The following is a 22,190-nucleotide window of genomic DNA, read 5'->3' on the forward strand; positions in this document are numbered from 1 at the left end:
TAAGTGAGGGATACAGATCCCCGACAACTCCTACGAAGTCGGGGATCTTGCTTGGATATACTAAGGGGAGGGTTAGGGAGGGGTTTTTCTCAAGGTATTGGGGATTTTTCAGTTTAAGTTGATACGGAAAGAGGTTTTCCTCACCTATTCTACCTAACTAATAATTCGCTTAAGCAGGGGCAATTTGCCTTTATAAGGAGGATATCGCAAATTGGCATCAAACCATAGCTTTTTGTTTAATATACTTTTAAAGTGAGAAAAGGTATCAAAACTGGCTTTGCCATGATATCTACCCATTCCACTGTTCCCAACACCGCCGAAGGGCAACTCGGTGTTCTGAAATTGCATCACAGTGTCGTTGATACAAACACCACCAGACGAAGTTTGTTGCAAGACTTGTTGTTGTTTTTGTTGGTTATGGGAAAATAGGTATAAAGCTAAAGGTTTAGGTCGAGCATTAATCTGCGCGATCGCATCATTCAAGTCTTGATACTCTAACACAGGCAAAATCGGACCAAATATTTCCTCTTCCATGACGGGTGAATCCCAGGAAACTGCATCAATCACCGTTGGTGCGATATACTTATCTTCTGGTCGAGTTTGTCCACCAATCACAATTTTCCCATCCTTCAACAGAGGAACCAGCCGCTCAAAATGTCGATGACTTATAATTCGGGCATAATCCGGACTTTTCTCCGGCTCCTGACCATAAAAGTCTTGAACACATTTTTGCACTTCTGTCAATAGATCGGACTTAATTTGCCGATCAACTAACAGGTAGTCTGGGGCGATACAGGTTTGTCCCGCATTCAGGTATTTACCCCAAGTAATCCGTTTAGCTGTATAGTTTAAATTCACATCAGCATCAACAATACAGGGATTTTTACCGCCCAATTCTAACGTCACAGGTGTCAGATGTTTCGCAGCGGCTTCCATGACAATTTTGCCGATCGCAGTTCCCCCAGTAAAAAAGATATGGTCGAATTTTTCGGCTAGAAGTGCTTTACTGGTATCAGCATCTCCTTCAACTACTGCGATATAAGCCGGGTCAAAGGTTTTCTGGATCAGGTTCGCGATCGCGGTTGAGGTATGGGCGGCAATTTCCGAGGGTTTGAGTACCGCACAGTTTCCCGCCGCGATCACGCCAACTAAAGGAGAAATCAATAACTGGAAGGGATAATTCCAAGGGGAGATAATCAGCACCACACCCAAGGGTTCAGGATAAATCTTCGCCGAGGCGGGGAATTGTTCTAATCCCACAGCCACCTTCTTGGGTTTAACCCAGGATTTGAGGTGCTTAATGGCGTAATTAATTTCCCCAATCGCCGCGATTTCAAAATAGGCTTCAAACTCCGGGCGCCCTAAGTCAGCTTGAACCGCCTTGATAATCGCCTCTTGATCATCAACAACAGCTTGTTTGAGGCGTTTTAGCTGTTCCAGGCGCCACTTGACATCCTTGGTTTTGCCTGTGGCGAAAAAATCTCGTTGTTTGCGGATAATATCAGTAACGGGTAGTTGGGTAAGCATTCTGGCGTCCTCTACGGCTGAAACTTATACTTATTGTGATAGCGTATGATTGTATCTACTCCTTGAGATAGAGACAAATTTCCCAGCTTTCCAGAAAACTGATCGGCAGTTAGGACGATAATTGATTATGGATCAGGGTTTATCAAAATTGGAATCCCTCAAAATGCTGAAAGAGTGGAGTATCTGGCTCTTCTCCATTCAGACAGCCATTTGTACTCTCTTGTGGGAGCGACTTGATTTCAAGGGTATAAGGATAATACCTAATGTTTTTTTGCATTTGGGTTGGTTTTCCTTTGGTTTTTCAGTAATAATTGCAACGGTTATTCTTAGCCGGATACCTGTTCTGATTGAGAATCTCGGAAATGACGTATCAGACAGCAGTGTTTTACATCAGCCCCTAAAGATTTTAGGAATTAAACTTAGGTTGAAATTCTTAGTGCGAGCAGAGCATATACTCTTCTTGCTTGGGGTATTCTTTGTATTTATTTTTATTCTAAATAAAGGATTAGGAGTAGTTTCGTAATGCGGGGCAATGGGCTTTCTTGCAATAGGCAATAGGGGAAAGAGATACATGGTTTTTAAGTAATCTAAGAAAAGACCTCCTAGGTTTACAACTCATTTACAAATGCTATATATGGTGGATTAGAACTGTAGGGGCGCATGGCGTGCGCCCGGTTTAACCCTTCGACCCTTCGGTACACTCAGGGCGTCGCTTCGCGGCAATTGAGCCTGTCGAAATTCAGGGTTAACGATAAATCTATTCCACAATTTTAGCCGTGTCTGGTGACAGAAGTATCTTGGGCGGTGGTGGTGCGATCGCGTCCCCCGATTGGGTTATCATTGACTCCAGTCACAGTAATTGTGATATCGGCGGTGACACCATCTAAGCTGCTAACGGTAAAGGTTTCGGTTTTGCTGTCTCCTTCTCCCAGATATTGCACGGCATTATTATCCACACTGTAGGTGAATGTACCCGTATCGGTGATGGTTAAACTGCCTAAATTACTGGGTGCTGAAATTACCGTGGTACTGAATTTATCTTCGCCCGTGTCGGTATCCGTTACCGTTAATGCCCCCGTTGCCACTAATGTGGGTGTGCTACTATCTTCTATAACCGAGGCTTCAGCTATACCCGTAATTACCGCTGGGTTATTTACCCCAGTGACGGTAATCGTGGCGGTGGCGCTGCTGGTTTCCCCTTTCTCATCACTAATCGTATACGTGAAGCTATCGGTGGCTGTTTGATTGACGCCGAGGGCGGCAAATTGACCATTAGGATTATAGGTATAACTGCCATCACTCTTTAAGGTTAATAATGCGCCACTAGCTAGGGTAATTTCGTTACCGATATCCGTCTGATTACCATTAATGTCTACAACTGTCAAGCTGGCAGTAGCATCAGCATCACTATCATTGGTTAACACATTGCCAGTTAGGGCAGTATTTTCATCGGTGGTGGGATTGTCATCTGTGGCGGTAGGTGTATCGTTGACGCCAGTAATCGTAATTGTGATATCTTGAGTCGCGGTGCCATCCAGGGAAGTAACGGTAAAGGTTTCGGTTTTGGTTTCCGCTTCACCCAGATATTGTACGGCGCTATTCTCCACAGTATAGTTAAACGTACCTGTATCGGTAATCGTTAAACTGCCTAAATTACTGGGTGCGGAAATTACCGTGGTACTGAATTTGTCTTCATCGCTATCCGTATCGGTGATACTGAGGGAACCGATTGCAGTTAACGTGGGAGTATCGCTATCTTCGGTAACGGCGGCTGCGGCGATACCTGTAATTGTGGCAGGATTGTTAATGCCAGTAATCGTAATTGTGGCGATGGCGTTACTGATACCGCCATTCCCGTCACTAACTGTATAAGCAAAGCCGTCTATCTCGGTTTGATTTGCACCCAGGAATTCAAACTGATTGTTGGGATTGTAGGTAAAGGTGCCATCGCTGTTGAGGGTGAGTAATGCACCGGAAAATAGTGTTACGGGTTTGCCGACTGCCCTGGGTGTACCATTAAGTCTGGCGATGGTTAAGATGTCGCTATTGTCGATATCGCTATCATTGGTGAGAACATTCCCGGTGATAGCAGTATCTTCGTCTGTGGTGGGAGTATCATCGGTGGCGGTGGGATTATCGTTGGCGCCAGTAATTGTAATGGTGATATCTTCACTAGCGGTGCCATCCAGGGAAGTAACGGTAAAGGTTTCGGTTTGGGTTTCGTTGGCACTCAGATATTGGATGGCGCTATTGTCCACAGTATAGTTGAATGTTCCGGTATCTGTTAGGGTGAGACTGCCTAGATTACCGGGTGTAGAGGTTACTGTGGTGTTGAATAAATTTTCTCCGGCATCGATATCATCCACAGTGAGGGAACCTGTGGTAGTCAGTGTGAGATTGCTGCTATCTTCGTTGACAGATGCAGTGGTGGTGCCGGAAATGGTGGCGGGATTGTTGACGCCTGTATTTATCCCGGTAATCGTGACAATGATATCTTGAGAGGCTGTACCGTCGAGGGAGGTGACGGTAAAGGTTTCGGTTTTGGTTTGTTGGGTGCCGAGATAGGCAATGTCACTATTAGCAACAGTATAGGTGAAGGTGCCGGTATCGGTGATGGTTAAGTTTCCCAGATTCCCCGTTTGGGAAGTGACGGTGGTGTTAAATTTAGTCTCTCCGGTATCGGCATCGCTAACAGCGAGGGAACCGGTGGCGGTAAGGGTGGATAAGGTTTCACTTTCGGTGAGGGCGGCGGTGTTTGTTCCGGTAATAGTGGCGGTATCGTTAATTCCGTTAATTGTGACGACAATGGTTTGGCTAGCGCTACCATCAAAGGATTCAACGGTGAAGCGATCCAGTTGGGTTTGCCCTGCACCGAGATATTGTACGCTGCTATTGGCGACAGTGTACGTAAAGCTGCCCGTTTCGGTAATGGTTAAGGTGCCGAGATTCCCGACTGTGGGTGTGACAGTGGTGTTAAATTTGTCTTCACCGCTATCCGGATCAGTAATCGTTAAAGCACCAGTGGCGGTGAGATTGGGAGTATTGGTATCTTCAGTAACTGAGGCGGTAGGATCGCCACTGATAATAGTGGTTGTATCCCTGGCACTGCCGATTAATTGGTAAAGTTCCAGAGTGCCATTTGTGCCGATGTTGGTATGACCAAATACAACATAACTTTGTCCTGATTCGCTACCATTGATGTCAGCATCGGGGGCGCCAATGACTAAATCATCGATACCATCAGCGTTAATGTCTCCTGCACCACTGACAGAAAAGCCAGAGTTATCACCGGCGGCGATACCGTTAATTTTAAATCCGTTTGTACCATCAAGGCTGGAGAGATTAAGCGTGGCACTGAAAGTGCTGGTTTTGCCAAATACGACATAGCTTTGTCCGGAATCGCTTCCCTGAGAATTGGCAGACCGTTCGCCGATAATTAAATCATCGACACCATCTCCATTAACATCCCCCGCACCATTAACAGAAAAGCCAGATTCATCACCGACGGCGGTACCATTAATTTGAAACCCGTTACTACCATTAAGACTGGAGAGATCTAAGTTAGGATCAAAACCGCTAGTTTTGCCAAAGACTACGTATGTTTGTCCGGAACTGCTGACCCCATTGGGATCAGCATTGGGGGCGCCAATAACTACATCATCAATCCCATCTCCGTTGATATCCCCGGCGTGGTTGACAGACCAACCTGAATTATCAAAGGTGGCGATACCATTAATCTTAAAGCCATTGCTACCGTTGAGGCTTCTGAGACTAAGGTTAGTACCAAAGCCACTCAAGCTACTGTTCTTGCCGAATACGACATAGCTTTCCCCTGAACCGCTACCATGAGGATTAGCCCATCTAGCACCGATGATTACGTCATCAAAACCATCGTTATTAATATCCCCAGCAGCGCTGACAGAGTAGCCGGAATTATCACCAGAGTCGATCCCTGTAATTGTAAAACCATTGCTGCCATTGAGGGTAGAGAGGTTGAGAGTGTCACTAAAAAAGCTGGTTTTACCAAAGACCACATAGCTTTGCCCATAATTGTTGCTGCGAGACGCAGAACCAACACCCCATGCCCCAATAATTAAATCGTCAATGCCATCACCATTAACATCCCCAGCAGCACTGACAGAAAAGCCAGATGCATCACCTGCGCTAACACCATTAATTTTAAACCCATTGCTGCCGTTAAGCGTGGAGAGGTCAAAGCTAGGAACCAAGACACTACTTCTGACAAACACCACATAACTCTGCCCGGAATTGGTACTGTTAGGATCAGCATTGGGGGCGCCAATAATCAGGTCATTAATCCCATATTTTGAGAGCTGAACCTAAGACATGATAAATTTAAACCAGCCCTAATCATAGATAATCTTTATCCTAAGTGGAAAAGATAAGTATCAGTTACCCTAGTGTAGGGGCGCAGGTTGTGCGCTCTTTTAGAATTGAGGAGTGACTAAGATGAGTGAGTATGATTCGCCATGGAAGGAAAGCATTTCGCTATATTTTCGGGAGTTTTTGAGTTTTTTCTATCCACGCATAGAAGAGGACATTGATTGGGAACCAGGATTTGAATTTTTAGACACTGAGTTACAACAAATTAAGCGAGAAACTCAAACGGGTAGGAGAGACGCGGATAAGTTAGTGAAAGTCTGGCGTCGTAGCGGAGAGGAGCAATGGGTTCTTGTCCATGTAGAGGTGCAATCACAGCGTCAAAGCGAGTTTAGTGAACGGATGTACTTGTATCACAGCCGGATTTTTGATAGGTATCGTCGCAGTGTGGTGAGTTTGGGGATACTCGGCGACGAGCAACCAGGTTGGCGCCCCAGTCGGTATGAGCGTCAACTGTGGGGGTGTCGGGCAATACTGGAATTTCCAGTGGTGAAACTGCTAGATTACAGTATGGAAGAGCTTGGGAGTAGTCAAAACCCATTGGCGGCGATAGTACAGGCGCACCTTTCTGCCCAAGTTGCCGGAAAAGATATTGGTGTTGGATATGAAAGCAAGCTGTCTCTGATTAAGAGTTTATACGAGCGTGGGTATGGGCGAGAGGATATCGTTCAATTATTTCGATTAATCGATTGGTTTATTGCCCTACCGAAAACAGAAGAGGATCGATTGTGGCAAGAGATACAAACGTTAGAACAGGAGAGAAAAATGCCTTATATTACCAGTGTTGAACGAATCGGAATCAGGAAGGGCTTGGAGAAAGGCTTACAACAAGGACAACAAAGATCTATTATTCGTATACTTGAAGTTCGGTTTCAAGATATTCCGTTAAAATTGAGGGAAATAATTGGGAGGATAAAGGATTCTGAGGTGCTAGGTACTCTTCTGGTTCAGGCGGTGACAACTCAATCCTTAGAAGCATTTGAAGCTGTGGCGAATCAATTGGTTACGGAGGCGGGATTGGAATTGGAGAACACAGAGCCGAGTTCGGGTGAAGGGGCGAATGGAACGTAAACAAAGAGTTTATAAATCCTGTCTTATTTTCTTGCACTTGATCAGCCGAAAAAACAACTCAAAGCATTGAATTCTAAGAATTTCCGACTTGTGTAGCAAGCCCTAATTGGGTGTGCAATGCCACGACAATTTGTTCTCTTACTGGTATTTGGGTCAACATTCTGGTGTCCTTGCCTCTATACTTTTATGTGATAGCGTACTCTAACCTTGAGTAAATCAATCTTGAAACGGATAATCGGCTTAACTGGAGGGATTGGCACAGGTAAAACCACGGTTTCTAATTATCTCGCCAATACCTATCAGCTTCCGATTTTAGATGCGGATATCTACGCCAGAGACGCCGTAGAACCGGGTTCCCCAGTTTTGAATCGGATTATTACCCGCTACGGTGCGGAAGTGCAATTAGCCGATCGCACACTCAACCGCAAACGCTTAGGAGAGATCATTTTCCCCAATCCAGAGGAACGCCAGTGGTTAGAACAACAGATCCATCCCTACGTGCGCGATCGCATTGAGTCTCAACTCAATACAAGCGAGTCTCCGACTGTGGTTTTAGTGATACCCTTATTATTTGAAGCCAATATGACAGACTTAGTGACCGAAATCTGGGTTGTCAGTTGTCCCCAAGACCAACAAATCCAGCGAATTCAAGAACGCGATCGCCTTTCTCTTGAACAAACTCAATCTCGTCTCCACAGTCAGCTTCCCCTCGCCGAAAAAGCGGCGCGTGCTGATGTGGTTTTAGATAATTCCTCCACTCGCGACTCTTTACTTCAACAAGTTGATCGGGCTTTGATGAGAACTAGAACTAATGACAAATGACGTAGCTTGCTTCTCGCGAAGCGAGTATGACGAATGACAAACTAATTACCAATCCAATCTTGTGTGGGAGTAAAGGTAACATCTTGGACTTCACCCATCTCTCCCAATGGTTTCGCGGTTTTTTGATTCAACGATACCCATACCGCCCCTGCATTTCCGGATCGGATCGTTAATTCATTTTTAGCGTTCCAACTTTTGGGAGAATCGTTCTCCGTTAAAATTCCCTCAAACTCCGTTTTACCATCAACGCTAACCCGCACCCAGGATTCCCCTTTCATTTCTACAGTAATTTGAACCGGGAAATTGGGATCAGAAACAGTCGGCGCAGGCGTTGAGGTGACAGTGGGTTCGTTTGGATTAAGCTGTTGCTCAATTGTCGGAGACTCTTGAGCAGGTGTAGAGGGTTGGGGTTTGAGGACTTGAGTAAGCAGATACACCAATCCGCCGATCGCGACGATTCCACCAATACCAATGTAGAGGAGAAATGGTTGACGGTAGAACCGATCCGATTGACGCGATCGCGAAACCGGGGTGGACTCAGAACCTTCGGCTTGAGAGTCAGCCGAATCAGCGGGTTCTGGTACCACCTCGGTGGCAAAGCTTTGGAGCAACTTTGTGCTGTCTAAATTCAGCGTTTCGGCATACCGCCGAATAAACCCTTGCACAAAGACAGGTTCAGGTAACTCCTCACACCGTCCCGCTTCTAGCGCTTTCAACGAACGTAAGGAAATAAAGGTTTTGAGAGCAATTTCCTCAATCGATCTCTCCTGCTCTTCTCTACAGTTTCGTAAATAGGTTCCTATATTTTTAAGTTGCTCTTCTTGAGCCGTAGTTAAATGGTTCACCTGATCCGCCTATCAAGGATTACACATTTATCGCGAATAGCGCTCCCAGTATATCACCTGTCCGTTGCCCATTGTGTATTGCTCAGGACAAAGAACAACGGACAACAGGCAAAGGATCGAAAAAACGCTACTGACTACCCCCTACCACAACATTGCGAATCCGTAAAGAAGGACCACCACACCCTACAGGTAAACCACTCTGTCCGCCTTTTCCACAACCGCCTGATTCATCCCAGTAGAAGTCATCCCCGATCGCTTCGATGTCGCCTAAGGTTTTAAACACATTACCGGATAGAGTAACATCCCGCACGGGTTCGGCAATCTGTCCCTCGCGAATCATCCAGGCTTCACCCGCGCTAAAGGTGAACATCTCCCCATTAGTCATTCCCCCTAACCAGTTGCGGGCATAAACTCCTTCGCGAATCCCTCGGACTAAATCCTTAACCGGGGTTTTGCCCGGTTCAATCCAAGTATTGGTCATGCGGACAATAGGTGGATAGTGGTAGTTTAGACAACGGGCATTGCCAGTGGGAGATTCGCCTAACTTGCCAGCCGTTTCACGAGAATGCAGACGCCCCACTAAAATGCCATCTTTAATCAGTTGAGTTGTGGTTGCTGGTGTTCCTTCATCATCGTAGCAATAGCTACCGCGATGTCCCTCTGGGGCAGCACCGTCGAAGATTTGCAAATCTGGTGGACCAAAGCGACGCCCTTTGCTCATCACTTCCAACAGATCTGGGTTTTCATACGCCATATCCGCTTCGGAAAGATGTCCGAAGGCTTCATGAACAAATAAACCGGAGAGAATGGGATCAATAACCACCGTGTACACCCCTCCCCGCACCGATGACAGAGACAAAGCATTAACCGCCCGTTGCGCCGCACCCTGCACTTGCATGTCCAGATCAGTAAGATCTTCGTAGCCCTTGCGAGATCCGGTGGTTTCCCGTCCCGTCTGCACAATCTCATCCTTACGGGCGGTAGCCGAGAAACGCATTTCTAGATCTGCCCAAGATTGTTCAATCAGCGTACCTTCGGATGTGGCAATAATGATCCGTTGATGGCTGTCCCCGTAGCGCACAGAGGTGGTGGTAATCCGGGGATCAAAACGTTTGAGCAATTGGTTGTAGCGATCGCACAGCGCTTTCTTCTCGGTTAGAGGAATCATCCGGGGATCAGTCCCAGTTAGGGGGAGTTGGCAAGTATCTTGCACGATCGAAATCGGCGCAAGTAGGGTTTCTCCATCCCCGACAATTCGGGCGGCGCTGATTGCTTCTTCCAGTCGATCCTTCAGGCTAGAGAGTTGATTGAAACTGGCAAAGCCCCAACCGCCCTTATAACAGGCTCGCACCTGTCCACCAATAGCAAGCCCCTCACTCAAGGTTTCTACCTTATTACCCCGCACGATAATGCTGGTTCCTTCAGATTCTTCTAAGCGAATCGCTAAGTAATCCACGCGAGAGCGATAGCGAGCGATCAGGTCTGCAATTAAATTTTGAGTATCCGCGAGTACAGTAGGCATGATCTAGGGAACAAGCACGATAGAACTGCTTCTATTTTGCAACGACTCAAGCCTTGGCTGCTATGGGGGGCTACCCTTGTTGAAGATTTCAGTCCTGCTTGAATTTGTTAATTGGGTGGATGCCAACCGGCTGTCACCCAATTTTTCCGGACAGTAACAGCTAAATTATTATTTAATTTTAGGGCAGAGATGGTCGCCCGACCACAAGGGGTGAGACCGATAATTTCTGTCCCCTCTGTACTCCAAGTAAAATGATTTATCCACTCCTGTTGACGAGGATTAAATAAGGAAACAGTTTCCCCTGATTCAGGATCGACACCGACTGTTTGTATCCACTTATATTGATTACATAATTCACAGGCTAAACAGAGATTATCTTCTGTGTTACTTCCTCCTTTGGCTAGAGGCTGTATATGATCAATTTGTCATCTCCCCATCATATAATTAATCTTGATGACTGAGGCAATATTCACAGCGATTACCGGCTCTTGTGCGAATCTTTTGGCGGAGAGTTTCAGAGATAAAACTCATGGAGATAAAGGGGGTCTTAAGCCTCGACGAACGGCTTCAGCCAATCCGGCTGATTTGCGGAATTGCCCAATTTGATAAATTGATAGTAAGATTAATAGTTCATAACGTTCTGATTCGGTCAAACCCATAGTTTTCCCTTTAGCTTGGAGTTCACCGAGACGTTGATTTTGTCCTGCCTCCATTTTTAAATTAGCTAATTCAATGACATCTTCATTGGCAAGCTGAGAAATTTCCGAATCCGTGATTTCCGATAAATTATTAAATGTTGGTAAAATAATTTCGAGGGTATCGACTAAAACCTCAGATAGATTTCGCGCTGTAGCGGCTCCCAGATATTGAGCCGATTCAACTAAACCTTCGGGTACGTTAATAGTTATTCTCACAGTCATGATCAAGCAATTAGGGGTTGCCTCTATTCTCATTATAGAGCAGTAGCTTGAACCGAAAACCTTGTATCTGATGGATTGTTTATCGGGCGAAAAGCAAGTGGATACAATTTTGTATTCCATAAACGTGAAAAGTGCTGTCAGCCGTTCATGAACTAATCCGCCGTTGATATTCCTGCTCTGTGATTAAGTCTTGGGTACTCTCCACCCGGTCTAGAAACACAAAACCATTCAGATGATCATATTCATGCTGAACGATTCTTGCCACAAAATCGGTTAACTGGTGTCGCTGCGGCTTACCCTGTTGATTGGTGTACTCTACCTCAATCGCCTGATACCTCGGCACTAAAGAGCGAATACCGGGAATACTTAAGCAGCCTTCCCAACCTTTGACCATCTCATCTGAGTGAGCCACAATCTGCGGATTGATCATCGCTGTTGGTTCCATCGTCGGGGCATTCGGATACCGGGGATTGGGACGAGACGCTACGATAAACAAACGGCAGGATTGAGACACTTGAGGTGCAGCAATTCCTACACCGTTGGCAGCTAACGCCTTTGCCTTGAGAGCCTGAATCAGCCGTTGAATATGTTCGTCGTGAACATTATCAATGGGTTGAGCGAGCTGGCGTAAGATAGGATTGCCTAACTGAGCGATTTCTAGGGATTGGGTCATAATGGGGTGAAATTAACCTGGACAGTTGCTATTTATTGTTGTACTTCACTCACTGCTAAATCGCTATATATATAGAAGATAGACCTGTGCCGGAATATCTCGCCAATCGCTCGAATGAGGAGAACAAGCAACAATTACCGACAATAGAGGAATGCCCGTGGAAATGTCCCCCGAACAGCTCTGGATACAGGTATTGGAGCGTTTACAACTCCAACTCAGCCGACCCACCTTTGAAACCTGGCTCAAGGGAACAACCGCCCAGCAGCTCGACCAGAATTGCTTAGTGGTTTGTACCCCCAATCCCTTTGCCAGGAATTGGTTGCAAAAGTATTACATCAAAACAATTACTGATGTGGTGCAGGAGATCCTGGGACAACAGGTGGACATTTATCTTACCGTGATCACTGACAACGACAACACTACAATCAGCGATACAGGTATTTCCTGGTCGCCTCCGGTTGCCACCAACCCCGATACCGAACGTCCATCTCATCAACTCCCTAAACCCACAGAGTTAAATCAGAAGTACGTGTTTTCTCGCTTCGTGGTTGGTTCAAATAATCGGATGGCTCATGCGGCGGCGTTGGCTGTCGCCGAATCACCGGGACGGGAGTTTAATCCCCTGTTTTTGTGTGGGGGCGTTGGTTTGGGGAAAACTCACTTAATGCAAGCGATCGCGCATTTCCGGTGGGAAAACTCTCCCAATTCTAAAATATTTTATGTGTCTACTGAACATTTTACCAATGATCTGATTGCCGCCATCCGCAAAGATAGTATGCAAAGTTTTCGGGAACACTATCGAGCGGCTGAGGTGCTGTTGATTGATGATATTCAGTTTATCGAAGGAAAAGAATATACTCAGGAAGAATTTTTTCATACGTTCAATACCTTACACGAAGCCGGGAAACAAATCGTCTTGGCATCCGATCGCCCGCCGCATCAGATTAGCCGCTTGCAGGAACGGCTGTGTTCTCGCTTTTCCATGGGATTAATCGCCGATATTCAGCCGCCAGACTTGGAAACCCGGATGGCAATTTTGCAAAAAAAGGCAGAGTATGAAAACATCCGGTTGCCGCGATCGGTGGTTGAGTATATTGCCACTCAATATAAATCCAACATTCGCGAACTCGAGGGGGCATTAATTCGCGTCGTCGCCTACATCTCGATTTCGGGAGTACCAATGACAGTCGAGAACATTGCCCCAATTTTGAATCCGCGAACCCCAACCGCACAAGCGGCACCGGAGATTATTTTAACCACCGTCGCCGATGCCTTTAATGTCTCGCTGGACGACTTAAAAGGAAATTCACGTCGCCGAGAAATTAGTTGGTCTCGGCAAATTGCTATGTATCTGATGCGGCAGCATACGGATTTGAGCTTACCCCGAATCGGTGAAGAATTTGGCGGCAAAGATCATACCACGGTGATGTATAGCTGCGATAAGATTAACCAATTACGAGAACGCGATCCCAGCGTGGCACAGAAACTGAGTCAATTGAGCGATCGGATTAATCTAGCCAGTCAAACTCAAAGCCAAGCGTGAAATCCTTCTTGACACTTACCGGGCTAGAAGCTGTCCTAACGCATCCCCCTAGTGCTATAGAATGACTGACCCACGCTAAGTATAAATACCTTGTGAAAAAAATTCCCGCAATTTTCCACAACTTTTTCCACAAGGACTCCATTCCTAAAACACGAAGAATTCAGGAATTGACAATCATCTGAGTTCAGTTTTTCCACAGTTTCCCCACAGTCTGAATTCCATGCTAGAGTTGCCTCTGGGTAGATGAGAGAGCAACAATTGTTCTGGTTTTAGAGCCCAGATCCAATCGTCCCGGTTCTCCTTGACGAACCCTCGGATAGAATGGGTTCAACTCAGCCTATTCGAGTGGAGGAGAGAGTAAGTAATTACTCTTCACAATCCCCCGCATTCTATGCGCGGGGAGTCGTCAACAGAACTCTAGTGCAGCGCGGCTTCAAATACTAACCAGTTAACAAGCTGCTTAAAAGCAGCTACATTATGTTCCTTATAGCCTTCTGCCATGGAGCCTTCGGACTTCTGCCTTCTTGTACTAGCTGTGCCAAACATTGACAAGTCCTGCGATGAAACTAGCGTGTAAACAAAGCGAACTGAATACCAATCTTTCTCTCGTGAGTCGGGCGGTTCCCTCACGTCCCACCCATCCGGTGCTGGGTAATGTGTTACTTCAAGCCGATGCCAAAAATCAGCGAGTGAGTTTAACCGCCTTCGACTTGAGCCTGGGTCTGCAAACCAGTTTCAACGCCAACGTCGAAGCGGATGGCGCGATCACGATTCCCGCTAAACTGTTTAGTGATATTGTTTCCCGTTTGCCAGAGGGCGACATTACTTTGGAAGATTCTCTCGCTGAAGCGGAGAGTGATGCAGACAGCGAAAGCCTATCGATCACCTTAACCTCGACATCGGGACAATACACAATGCGAGGAATGAACTCAGACGACTTTCCCGAACTTCCCCAAATTGAAGATGGGATGGTGGTGAAACTCCCAGTCGAAGCCTTAATTGAAGGATTGCGCGGATCATTATTTGCCACCAGTGCGGATGAAACCAAACAGGTGCTGACTGGGGTGCATCTGATGGTTCAAGCAGATAGCCTGGAATTTGCCGCGACTGATGGTCACCGACTAGCGGTTGTGGAAACTCTTAACGCCAAACCGACGAGTGAGGAGGATGAAGACCAACCGTCTGACGAAACCCAATCTGGAGAAGAGACTACCTCGTCCTTTGAGTTAACCGTACCCGCTAGAACCTTACGGGAACTTGAACGGATGTTAGGACTCTCTGACTCAAGCGATACCGTCGCCTTGCAGTTTGAGGTGGGTCAAATTATCTTCCAAGGGGGTAATCATCGCTTGACCAGTCGGACGTTAGAAGGACAATATCCCGCTTACCGCCAACTCATCCCTGGTCAGTTTCAACGCCAAGTAGCTATTCCTCGGCGTCAATTACTGAGTGCGGTTGAGCGAATTGCAGTATTGGCGGATCAGAAGAATAATATTGTCAAGTTTGATATTGACGCCCAAGGGCAAACCATTGATCTGACCGTGGAAACTCAAGATGTGGGTAGTGCGAGAGAGTCCCTACCAGCACAAGTTACAGGTGACAGTATCGAGATTGCCTTTAATGTGAAGTACTTAATCGATGGCTTGAAGGCGCTGTCTACGTCAGATATTCAGCTCCAAATGAATGCAGCGAATACTCCCGTGATTCTCACTCCTCTGGGTGGCTTAAAAATGACCTACCTGATTATGCCTGTGCAAATCCGGGATTGAGAGGTTTTGTCCATGGTTCATGGTTCATAGTTCATTGGCGCTTACCTCTGTGGTTGCCATGAACGATGAACAATGAGCCGAGGATGGCAATTTTTTCTCATTTTAGTCATAAAACTATACATCATTAATTTATATTTTCCTACCCCAAAAAAATATTTTAGTCTACTAGGATAAACTCAAATACGACGTTACTTAGAAATCATCGATTAATTTTTTTAACGCAGTTTTATTACTTTTATTTATATTTTTGAAACTCTTCTTGATATCTGCTATTATCTATAAGCGGATTTTAGCTTTAAAACTGCGCCATGGAATATTGGAGTCAGCGAATGCTAAAAACCAAAGCCCTTCTTTTACTGTAGTCCATTATACACTTATCTAGCCAACCGCAAGGATGAATAAAAAACAATGCTGAAAACTATACCCAGCAAAATTATTATTTCAAAACTGATTTAGACCCCCTAGATCTTTTTTAGCGACTTGAATTTGTCTTCTGGGTGCAATAGACGGACTATTATCAGCCAGACAAGCGGCAATCAGGGTTCATCTTAAACACTTGCCGGACATTTATATAAAGTTTACAAAGTCTTCACAGTCCGTTTACAAAGTCTTCATCATTACTTAACTTAATACTCCTGTCTCATTTTCAAAGTGTTGATAACTGTAATGTAAACAGTAGGTTAAGCCAACCAGGGTTCCTCTCGTGCTTACCTTGCCAACAGCGAATCATTGATCTGTGATGCAACCCGTAATCGATAAACACGTTATCGTATCAGACCATGTAGTAACCATGGTGTTCACAGACCTGGTTAATTCCACAGCGGTCAAAAAATATTTAAAGGGAAATGACATCACGACCCGCAATCGTCTCTACTTTGACACGATTCTCAAACCCCATCGCCAGCGTGTCGAAGCAAATTTAGTGGCTTATGGGGGACGTGTGGTTAAGACTGAAGGTGACGCTTACTTTGTAGTTTTTGCCAATGCGTCTCAAGCGGCTCAGTGGGCGGTGGCGCTGCAAATTAGTCACACCTGTGAACCCATTGACACCCCCCTTGGTCCGTTACAAGTCAGAATTGGCATGCACACCGGGAGTCCCTTACCCGACGGTGATGATTTTATTGGCGAGGAAGTTGACTACGCGGCGCGGGTGTCCTCACTCGCCCATGGGGGACAAATTCTGCTGTCGGAAGTGACAACAGACTTGATTGACGGTGCTGAACTGACAAACTTAACCATTGTCTCCCGTGGCAATCACTACTTAAAGGGTATTGGCAAAGCACCAATTTTTGAACTGCAATACCTCAACAAGCAGCAACGACCGCGTCAAAAACCCAAATCGTGGAAATCCCGGGGACTGCAACTCTTGGCAAGTCTGACGGGTGCAGGCATAGCAATGGGTCTTGGTGTGACTGGTATGCTACAGCCTTTGGAACTGAAGGCATTTGACCACTTTATGCAAATCCGCCCTCAACCGGAACGTCCTGACCCACGCCTGCTGATGATTACGATTACAGGGGATGATGTTCAATCTCAATCCTCTGCCCAACGGCAAGGGTTATCCTTGTCGAATGCTAAACTGGCTCAACTCCTGGATAAATTAGCCCAATACCAACCACGAGTCATTGGTTTAGACCTCTATCGAGATTTTCCGGTAGACCCTCAATATTCTGAGTTAGCAAAACGTTTACGCCAAGACAAGCGTTTAATAACCGTCTGTAAAGTAGGAGATACCACCGATAATCCCGGAATTCCACCTCCTCCGGATATTTCTCCAGACACCTTACCTGAACGAGTTGGGTTTAGTGATGTAATGTTAGATCCAGATGGCGTTGTGCGTCGTCATCTTTTGGGTTTAGAGCCTCCTAAGCAATCCGAATGCCAAATCAGTAACTCTCTGAGTCTAGTGCTAGCGTTGCGTTACTTAGAAGATGAGGGCATTACGGCTCAATTGACTCAAAACAATGACTTGCAGATTGGTCAGGTTGTTTTCCCGATTCTAAAAAGCAATAGTGGCGGATATCAGAATATCGATGCCGGGGGGTATCAAATGTTACTGAATTATCGGGTTAGGGGTTCAGTAGAATCGATTGCGCCGACCTATACGTTAAAAGAGGTACTTGAAGAGAATAAATTAACCTCTGAGTTGGTTAAAGACCGTATCGTTTTCATTGGCACCGTTGATAAAACCTTTCACGATATTCATGCCACCCCTTACAATCACAGCAACCGACCTGAAGCGGCTGGGGTATTTCTGCAAGCCCAAATGACCAGTCAAATTATCAGCGCAGTTAAGGATGAGCGACCTCTGTTGGTATGGTGGTCTCAGTGGGCTGAATATCTTTGGCTTGGGGCTTGGTCTCTTGTGGCTGGTTGGGTCAGTTGGCGTTTCCGTTCCCCTCTATTACTGGGTGTGGCAGTAGCCGGAATGCTGAGTGTTCTCTATGGCTGCTCTTATGTGATCTTGATCCAAGGAGTCTGGGTGCCTATGATGCCATCAGCTATAGCGATCGTTGTTACCAGTGGTATGGTTCGTGTGTATTCGTCCTATCCTGGTCTAAAGTATTGGATGCTCTATTAAAAAAATTTACGAAGGACTCTTACAAAAAAACGCCGAAGATACCAAAAGCGGCGCAGGTCAATACTTTACCTTCAGCTATGAGGAGTTAATGCAGCGAGATAAAGCCAGTCTCGATATCTTCTGGCTTCGGGATGAGAGCCTAGAGGATTCCGATAACCTCCCCGCACCCGAGGTGTTAGCCACTGAGATTGCTGAGGATTTAGAAGCGGCTCAAATAGTCTCTATCTGTAGGGGCGTGGCACATCTTAGCAAGATGAATTAGAATTACGCCCGGAAACTGTAGGGGCGCAAAGACTTGCGCCCGATTCAATGATAAAATCTAATCCACAATTTTAGCTGGGTCACGCCAGTAGGTTGGGTTTCCTGGCGTCAACCCAACAGTATCTAGGGCTAAAGCCCTTACTACAAGCTCGTTACATTTGTTCATATTTCTTTGATTTTATCGGGTTTATTGGTTACAGACTCTCAGGAAACGTATAGTTTTATATGGGTCATCCAAAAAAAGCGATCGCGTCTTAACGGCTATGGAAACCAGAGATTTTACTCAGTCCTCGTCCACTCCCTCATCCCCAGACAAACCCCTGCCCAGAATCCGGATATTGACCATGTTCCGCCTGGGTTTATTCCAGATGGGGTTAGGCATTCTCACTGTTTTAACCGTGGGAGTCCTGAATCGCGTCATGATTACGGAGTTACTGATTCCAGCCGGAGTCACTGCTATTGTTCTGGCAATTTCGCAATTTGTCGCCCCAGCACGCATCTGGTTTGGGCAGATGTCTGATACGAAACCCTTATTTGGTTACCACCGTACAGGTTATGTTTGGATAGGGGCGGTACTATTTACGCTGATCCTTCCCTTAAATATGCAAGTCGTCTGGCAATTGGGGAATCTAGTTGAGGCAACAGGGAGTTGGCAGTGGACAACTCAAACTTGGGGTTGGACAGCACTGCTAGGGCTGTTGTGGGCGTTTTATGGCTTGAGTATCTGTGCAAGCTCGACACCTTTCTTTACTTTGCTAGTTGATATTTCCGATGAAGACAACCGGGGTCAGTTAACTGGCATTGTCTGGTCGATGATGACCGTGGGATTAGCCGTGGGAGGGATTAGTAGTAAAGTTCTGCTTGAGCCATTAGATAATGTTAATGCCTCTAGTGACCTAATGCGTTCCGCCCTCACGGGGCTATTTATTGTCGTGCCATTGATTGTTTTTGGACTGGCGCTGTTGGCAACCTTTGGGGTAGAGAAAAAATATTCTCGCTATACCTCGCGTTCAAGGTTGGTTGATCATGAAGATGAAATTACCTTAGGCAGAGCCTGGAAAATCTTAACTGCAAGTCGGCAAACTGGACTCTTCTTCAGCTTTTTGGTGGTGATGAGCTTAAGCCTATTCTTGCAAGAGGCAGTGTTAGAACCCTACGGCGGTGAAGTGTTTAATCTGTCCATCCCAGAAACCTCTATGCTCAATACCTATTGGGCATTAGGGATGTTATTCAGCTTAAGTGCCACAGGCTTTTTCATTATTCCCCGCTTGGGTAAACGCCAAACCACTCGATTGGGTTGTATTGCTGTGGGAATCTGCTTTATCTTAATTATCCTGGCAGGATTTACGGGTAATGTGGGGTTATTTAAGGCAACCTTAGTCTTATTTGGTTTATTTACCGGAATCTTGACTACAGGTGCTCTGAGTTTAATGCTCGATTTAACTGCGGCAGAAACAGCCGGAACCTTTGTCGGAGCTTGGGGATTAGCGCAAGCTATGGCAAGAGGACTTGCTGTTGCAGGTGGCGGAGTTGTCTTGAGTGTGGGGAAAGCCTGGTTCGAGACACCAGTTTTATCTTATAGTTTAGTCTTTGGCTTACAAGCTTTAGGCTTTCTGCTTGCCTTAGGGTTGCTCAACCAGGTTAACGTGCAAGAATTCCGGGATAATGCCAAACAAGCGATCGCGACGGTTATGGAAAATGATTTAGACGGATAATATGGTAGGGGCGGGTTTGACGATTATCGGTTTGGGTTGACCCAGATGTCACTAAACCCCCCCAACCTAGTGTTGAGGTAACCATTTCTATCCAGAGACTCTAGATAAGGGATTATATGGATGTTTAACCAATGAAGGAATTTTGGGCGTCTGTACTCGACTTTGCTAAAGAGATTACCAACCATGTCGGTAGCCAACTCCTGCCTGATTTTCGCTCCTGTCAGGCGTCGCAGAAAGCGGATGGGAGTTTGGTGACCAAAGCGGATCATTGGGCGGATGAGACACTTCGTCGGGCGATCGCCTCTCGGTTTCCTAGTCACGGAGTCATCAGTGAGGAAGGGGAACATCGGTTTCCGGATACCGAGTGGTGTTGGATTATCGATCCCTTAGATGGTACGACTAACTTTACCCGAGGTATTCCGATTTGGGGAATTTCTCTGGGGTTGCTGTATCATGGCACACCTGTGTTCGGATATGTCCATTTTCCCCCCATCGGACAATCCTTTCATGGCTTTTGGGCGGGGGAATCGGGATTACCGGATATTATCCCTAGCGCGTTTATGAATGAGTTTTCCATCCACAGTAGCCCTGATCAACTCAGTAGTAATCACTTTTTCAACCTTTGCTCTCGCAGTACCTTCCTCTTACAGCAACCCTTCCCCTGTAAAATTCGCATGTTAGGGGTTGCCAGTTATAACTTCATTACCGTTGCTACAGGAGCGGTTCTCGGCGGGATGGAAGCAACGCCGAAGATTTGGGATATTGCTGGGGCGTGGGTGATTGTGAAAGCGGCGGGTGCGGTTTGGGTGTCGTTGGAGTCAGACCCAATTTTCCCGTTGAAAGTCGGTCAAGATTACGGTGGGCGATCGTTTCCCACGCTGATTGTCAGCCGTGCTGAATTAGTGGATGTGTTTAAATCTTATATCCAACAGAATTAACCGACTGTCAGCCCCCTCATCTTCCCCATCTCCCCCATCTCCCCCATCTCCCCCATCTCCCCCATCTCCCCCATCTCCCCCATCTTCCCCATCTCCCCTAATCTTGGCTTGAACCTTGATGATCACTCTGCTGAGAGGTCATTATGGAAGCGGCAATACGTTACACATAGCGATCGCTCCTAGTCTTATGTCACTGTACAGATTAATCCAGGTACAGATTTGGGCAGATCGTGATCAGTGGTGACATCGGGAAAGTTAAACCTAACCCAAGGGTGCGACCAAACAGTACTCAAGGTCAACGGGAAGCGGCTTCTCGACCAGTAGCAGGGTATCAACATTGAAAGGCTGATTAAGAGGAGTGTTGTAAGCAAGCCCCCACGATGGCAATTGCCCTCGTTACCAGAATAAAAAATATCTGTCTGGGGGTAAGGATGGGCTAAAGCCGCTGAATGGGGTGTTTTCCCACCCGTTCTTAGCCCGGTTGTTTGAGAGTATTATGGAGCAATAGAGATTTATCATGTCTTACGAGCAAGAAAAACAGGTAGCTATTGAGGCGGCACTGACAGCAGCAAAACTCTGTGAGCAAGTTCGCCAAGAACAGGTGACTGAAGCCATGGAAAAGAGCGATAAAAGTCCGGTCACAGTGGCGGATTTGGGTTCCCAGGCGGTTATCTGTCGAGCGTTAGCGATGGCGTTTCCTGATGACCTCGTGGTGGGTGAAGAAGATGCGTCCCAGTTGCGTCAACCGGAAATGGCTGATCAACTGAATCGGGTAAGTCACTACGTCAAGTCTGTCGTTGGTGATGCCACACCGGATCAGGTATTGGACTGGATTGATCGCGGTAATAGTCAGATTGGTGGACGCTATTGGACATTAGATCCCATCGATGGCACAAAAGGGTTTCTGCGTCAAGACCAATATGCTGTAGCTTTAGCGCTAGTAGAACTGGGTGAAGTAAAACTCGGTGTTTTAGCCTGTCCCGCCCTCCCCGTTTCCCCCTATGAACCGGATGGAGAAAAGGGTGTCCTGTTCGTCGCGGTACGGGGTCAAGGCGCAACCATGATGCCCATGTCTGGCGGTGAACCTCAGCCGATTCAGGTAACCAAGGCGGATAATGCAGAGGCGATGCGTTTTGTGGAGAGTGTGGAATCCGGTCACGGGGATCATTCCCGACAGGATGCCGTTGCTAAGGCGGTAGGCATTACCGCACCTTCGTTGCGGATGGACTCTCAAGCTAAATATGGTGCAGTCGCGTCGGGTCGGGCATCGCTTTACCTGCGTTTGCCATCACCCAAGTCTCCAGACTACCGGGAAAAGATTTGGGATCACGCGGCGGGAACGATTGTAGTTGAGGAAGCTGGGGGACGGGTGACCGATATGCACGGGAAAGCCCTTAACTTTTCTCTGGGTGCCAAACTGTCTGATAATCAGGGGGTCATTGTCAGCAATGGGGTGATTCACGATACCGTGCTGGACGCCTTGCGAGAAACGGCGAGCGTGTAAAGAGGGTGCCAATCTAACCATTGTCAGTGATTAAAAAGGGAAAAGGTTAAACCTTTTCCCTGGAACCTGGAACCTATCCCTCACAACCTTGAGTCAAC

Annotated in this window: 18 protein-coding genes and 1 pseudogene; 10 read left to right on the forward strand and 9 right to left on the reverse strand. The window is 46.6% G+C overall.

Annotated features, from left to right (window positions below):
• Positions 1 to 153: 153 nt before the first annotated feature.
• A complete protein-coding gene (locus RIE73_RS10425; protein ID WP_446401121.1) occupies positions 154 to 1,527 on the reverse strand; it encodes an aldehyde dehydrogenase in 1,374 nt (457 codons plus the stop codon).
• A 127-nt stretch (positions 1,528 to 1,654) separates the two neighbouring features.
• Here RIE73_RS10425 and RIE73_RS10430 point away from each other — a divergent pair, with 127 nt between their 5' ends.
• Entirely contained in the window at positions 1,655 to 2,050 is a 396-nt protein-coding gene (locus tag RIE73_RS10430) for a hypothetical protein (protein WP_446401122.1), read from the forward strand.
• 247 nt (positions 2,051 to 2,297) lie between these two features.
• On the opposite strand, the gene RIE73_RS10435 is transcribed toward RIE73_RS10430, so the two are convergent.
• A complete protein-coding gene (locus RIE73_RS10435) occupies positions 2,298 to 5,780 on the reverse strand; it encodes a beta strand repeat-containing protein (RefSeq protein WP_446401123.1) in 3,483 nt (1,160 codons plus the stop codon).
• Positions 5,781 to 5,997: 217 nt separating this feature from the next.
• Between RIE73_RS10435 and RIE73_RS10440 the strand changes: the two genes are divergently transcribed.
• Both RIE73_RS10440 and coaE read left to right on the forward strand, forming a co-directional pair.
• On the forward strand, positions 5,998 to 6,999 hold the full coding sequence (locus tag RIE73_RS10440) for a transposase (RefSeq protein WP_446401124.1): 1,002 nt from the start codon (positions 5,998 to 6,000) through the stop codon (positions 6,997 to 6,999).
• Between the two features lie 219 nt (positions 7,000 to 7,218).
• Positions 7,219 to 7,821, forward strand: coding sequence for a dephospho-CoA kinase (gene coaE / locus RIE73_RS10445; protein ID WP_446401159.1), 603 nt, complete (start codon positions 7,219 to 7,221; stop codon positions 7,819 to 7,821).
• Positions 7,822 to 7,862: 41 nt separating this feature from the next.
• On the opposite strand, the gene RIE73_RS10450 is transcribed toward coaE, so the two are convergent.
• The 5 genes from RIE73_RS10450 to def form a co-directional block, all read right to left on the reverse strand.
• On the reverse strand, positions 7,863 to 8,666 hold the full coding sequence (locus RIE73_RS10450) for a helix-turn-helix domain-containing protein (protein WP_446401125.1): 804 nt from the start codon (positions 8,664 to 8,666) through the stop codon (positions 7,863 to 7,865).
• Between the two features lie 127 nt (positions 8,667 to 8,793).
• Positions 8,794 to 10,188, reverse strand: a complete 1,395-nt coding sequence (locus tag RIE73_RS10455) for a TldD/PmbA family protein (protein ID WP_446401126.1) — start codon at positions 10,186 to 10,188, stop codon at positions 8,794 to 8,796.
• A gap of 107 nt (positions 10,189 to 10,295) precedes the next feature.
• Positions 10,296 to 10,610 (reverse strand): HNH endonuclease, encoded by a 315-nt coding sequence (locus RIE73_RS10460; protein ID WP_446401160.1) that lies wholly within the window; start codon positions 10,608 to 10,610, stop codon positions 10,296 to 10,298.
• A gap of 105 nt (positions 10,611 to 10,715) precedes the next feature.
• Positions 10,716 to 11,108 (reverse strand): hypothetical protein, encoded by a 393-nt coding sequence (locus RIE73_RS10465; RefSeq protein WP_446401127.1) that lies wholly within the window; start codon positions 11,106 to 11,108, stop codon positions 10,716 to 10,718.
• 145 nt (positions 11,109 to 11,253) lie between these two features.
• Positions 11,254 to 11,781, reverse strand: coding sequence for a peptide deformylase (def, locus tag RIE73_RS10470; protein ID WP_446401128.1), 528 nt, complete (start codon positions 11,779 to 11,781; stop codon positions 11,254 to 11,256).
• Between the two features lie 157 nt (positions 11,782 to 11,938).
• Between def and dnaA the strand changes: the two genes are divergently transcribed.
• Positions 11,939 to 13,324, forward strand: a complete 1,386-nt coding sequence (gene dnaA, locus RIE73_RS10475) for a chromosomal replication initiator protein DnaA (protein ID WP_446401161.1) — start codon at positions 11,939 to 11,941, stop codon at positions 13,322 to 13,324.
• Between the two features lie 417 nt (positions 13,325 to 13,741).
• Here dnaA and RIE73_RS10480 read toward each other — a convergent pair whose 3' ends face one another.
• Positions 13,742 to 13,870 (reverse strand): hypothetical protein, encoded by a 129-nt coding sequence (locus tag RIE73_RS10480; protein ID WP_446401129.1) that lies wholly within the window; start codon positions 13,868 to 13,870, stop codon positions 13,742 to 13,744.
• Positions 13,871 to 13,884: 14 nt separating this feature from the next.
• Between RIE73_RS10480 and dnaN the strand changes: the two genes are divergently transcribed.
• The 5 genes and pseudogenes from dnaN to RIE73_RS10505 all read left to right on the forward strand — a co-directional run bounded on the left by dnaN (position 13,885) and on the right by RIE73_RS10505 (position 20,588).
• Positions 13,885 to 15,093 carry a DNA polymerase III subunit beta gene (gene dnaN, locus RIE73_RS10485; protein ID WP_446401130.1) on the forward strand — a complete coding sequence of 403 codons (1,209 nt, stop codon included), beginning with the start codon at positions 13,885 to 13,887 and terminating at the stop codon, positions 15,091 to 15,093.
• A 790-nt stretch (positions 15,094 to 15,883) separates the two neighbouring features.
• Positions 15,884 to 17,674 carry a CHASE2 domain-containing protein gene (locus RIE73_RS10490; RefSeq protein WP_446401131.1) on the forward strand — a complete coding sequence of 597 codons (1,791 nt, stop codon included), beginning with the start codon at positions 15,884 to 15,886 and terminating at the stop codon, positions 17,672 to 17,674.
• Positions 17,675 to 17,744: 70 nt separating this feature from the next.
• Positions 17,745 to 17,936: pseudogene (locus RIE73_RS10495) on the forward strand (hypothetical protein); the annotation flags it as partial.
• Positions 17,937 to 18,198: 262 nt separating this feature from the next.
• Positions 18,199 to 19,650 carry a BCD family MFS transporter gene (locus tag RIE73_RS10500; protein ID WP_446401132.1) on the forward strand — a complete coding sequence of 484 codons (1,452 nt, stop codon included), beginning with the start codon at positions 18,199 to 18,201 and terminating at the stop codon, positions 19,648 to 19,650.
• A gap of 131 nt (positions 19,651 to 19,781) precedes the next feature.
• Entirely contained in the window at positions 19,782 to 20,588 is an 807-nt protein-coding gene (locus tag RIE73_RS10505; RefSeq protein WP_446401133.1) for an inositol monophosphatase family protein, read from the forward strand.
• Here RIE73_RS10505 and RIE73_RS10510 read toward each other — a convergent pair.
• The gene (locus RIE73_RS10510; protein WP_446401134.1) at positions 20,550 to 20,714 is read right to left on the reverse strand and encodes a hypothetical protein; all 165 of its coding nucleotides are present in this window, start codon (positions 20,712 to 20,714) and stop codon (positions 20,550 to 20,552) included. The genes RIE73_RS10505 and RIE73_RS10510 overlap by 39 nt on opposite strands.
• 391 nt (positions 20,715 to 21,105) lie before the next feature.
• Here RIE73_RS10510 and RIE73_RS10515 point away from each other — a divergent pair, with 391 nt between their 5' ends.
• Positions 21,106 to 22,092 (forward strand): 3'(2'),5'-bisphosphate nucleotidase, encoded by a 987-nt coding sequence (locus RIE73_RS10515; protein ID WP_446401135.1) that lies wholly within the window; start codon positions 21,106 to 21,108, stop codon positions 22,090 to 22,092.
• The last annotated feature ends 98 nt before the right edge of the window (positions 22,093 to 22,190 follow it).

This window comes from Coleofasciculus sp. C1-SOL-03 (assembly GCF_040220555.1).
Classification (GTDB): Bacteria; Cyanobacteriota; Cyanobacteriia; order Cyanobacteriales; family Coleofasciculaceae; genus Coleofasciculus.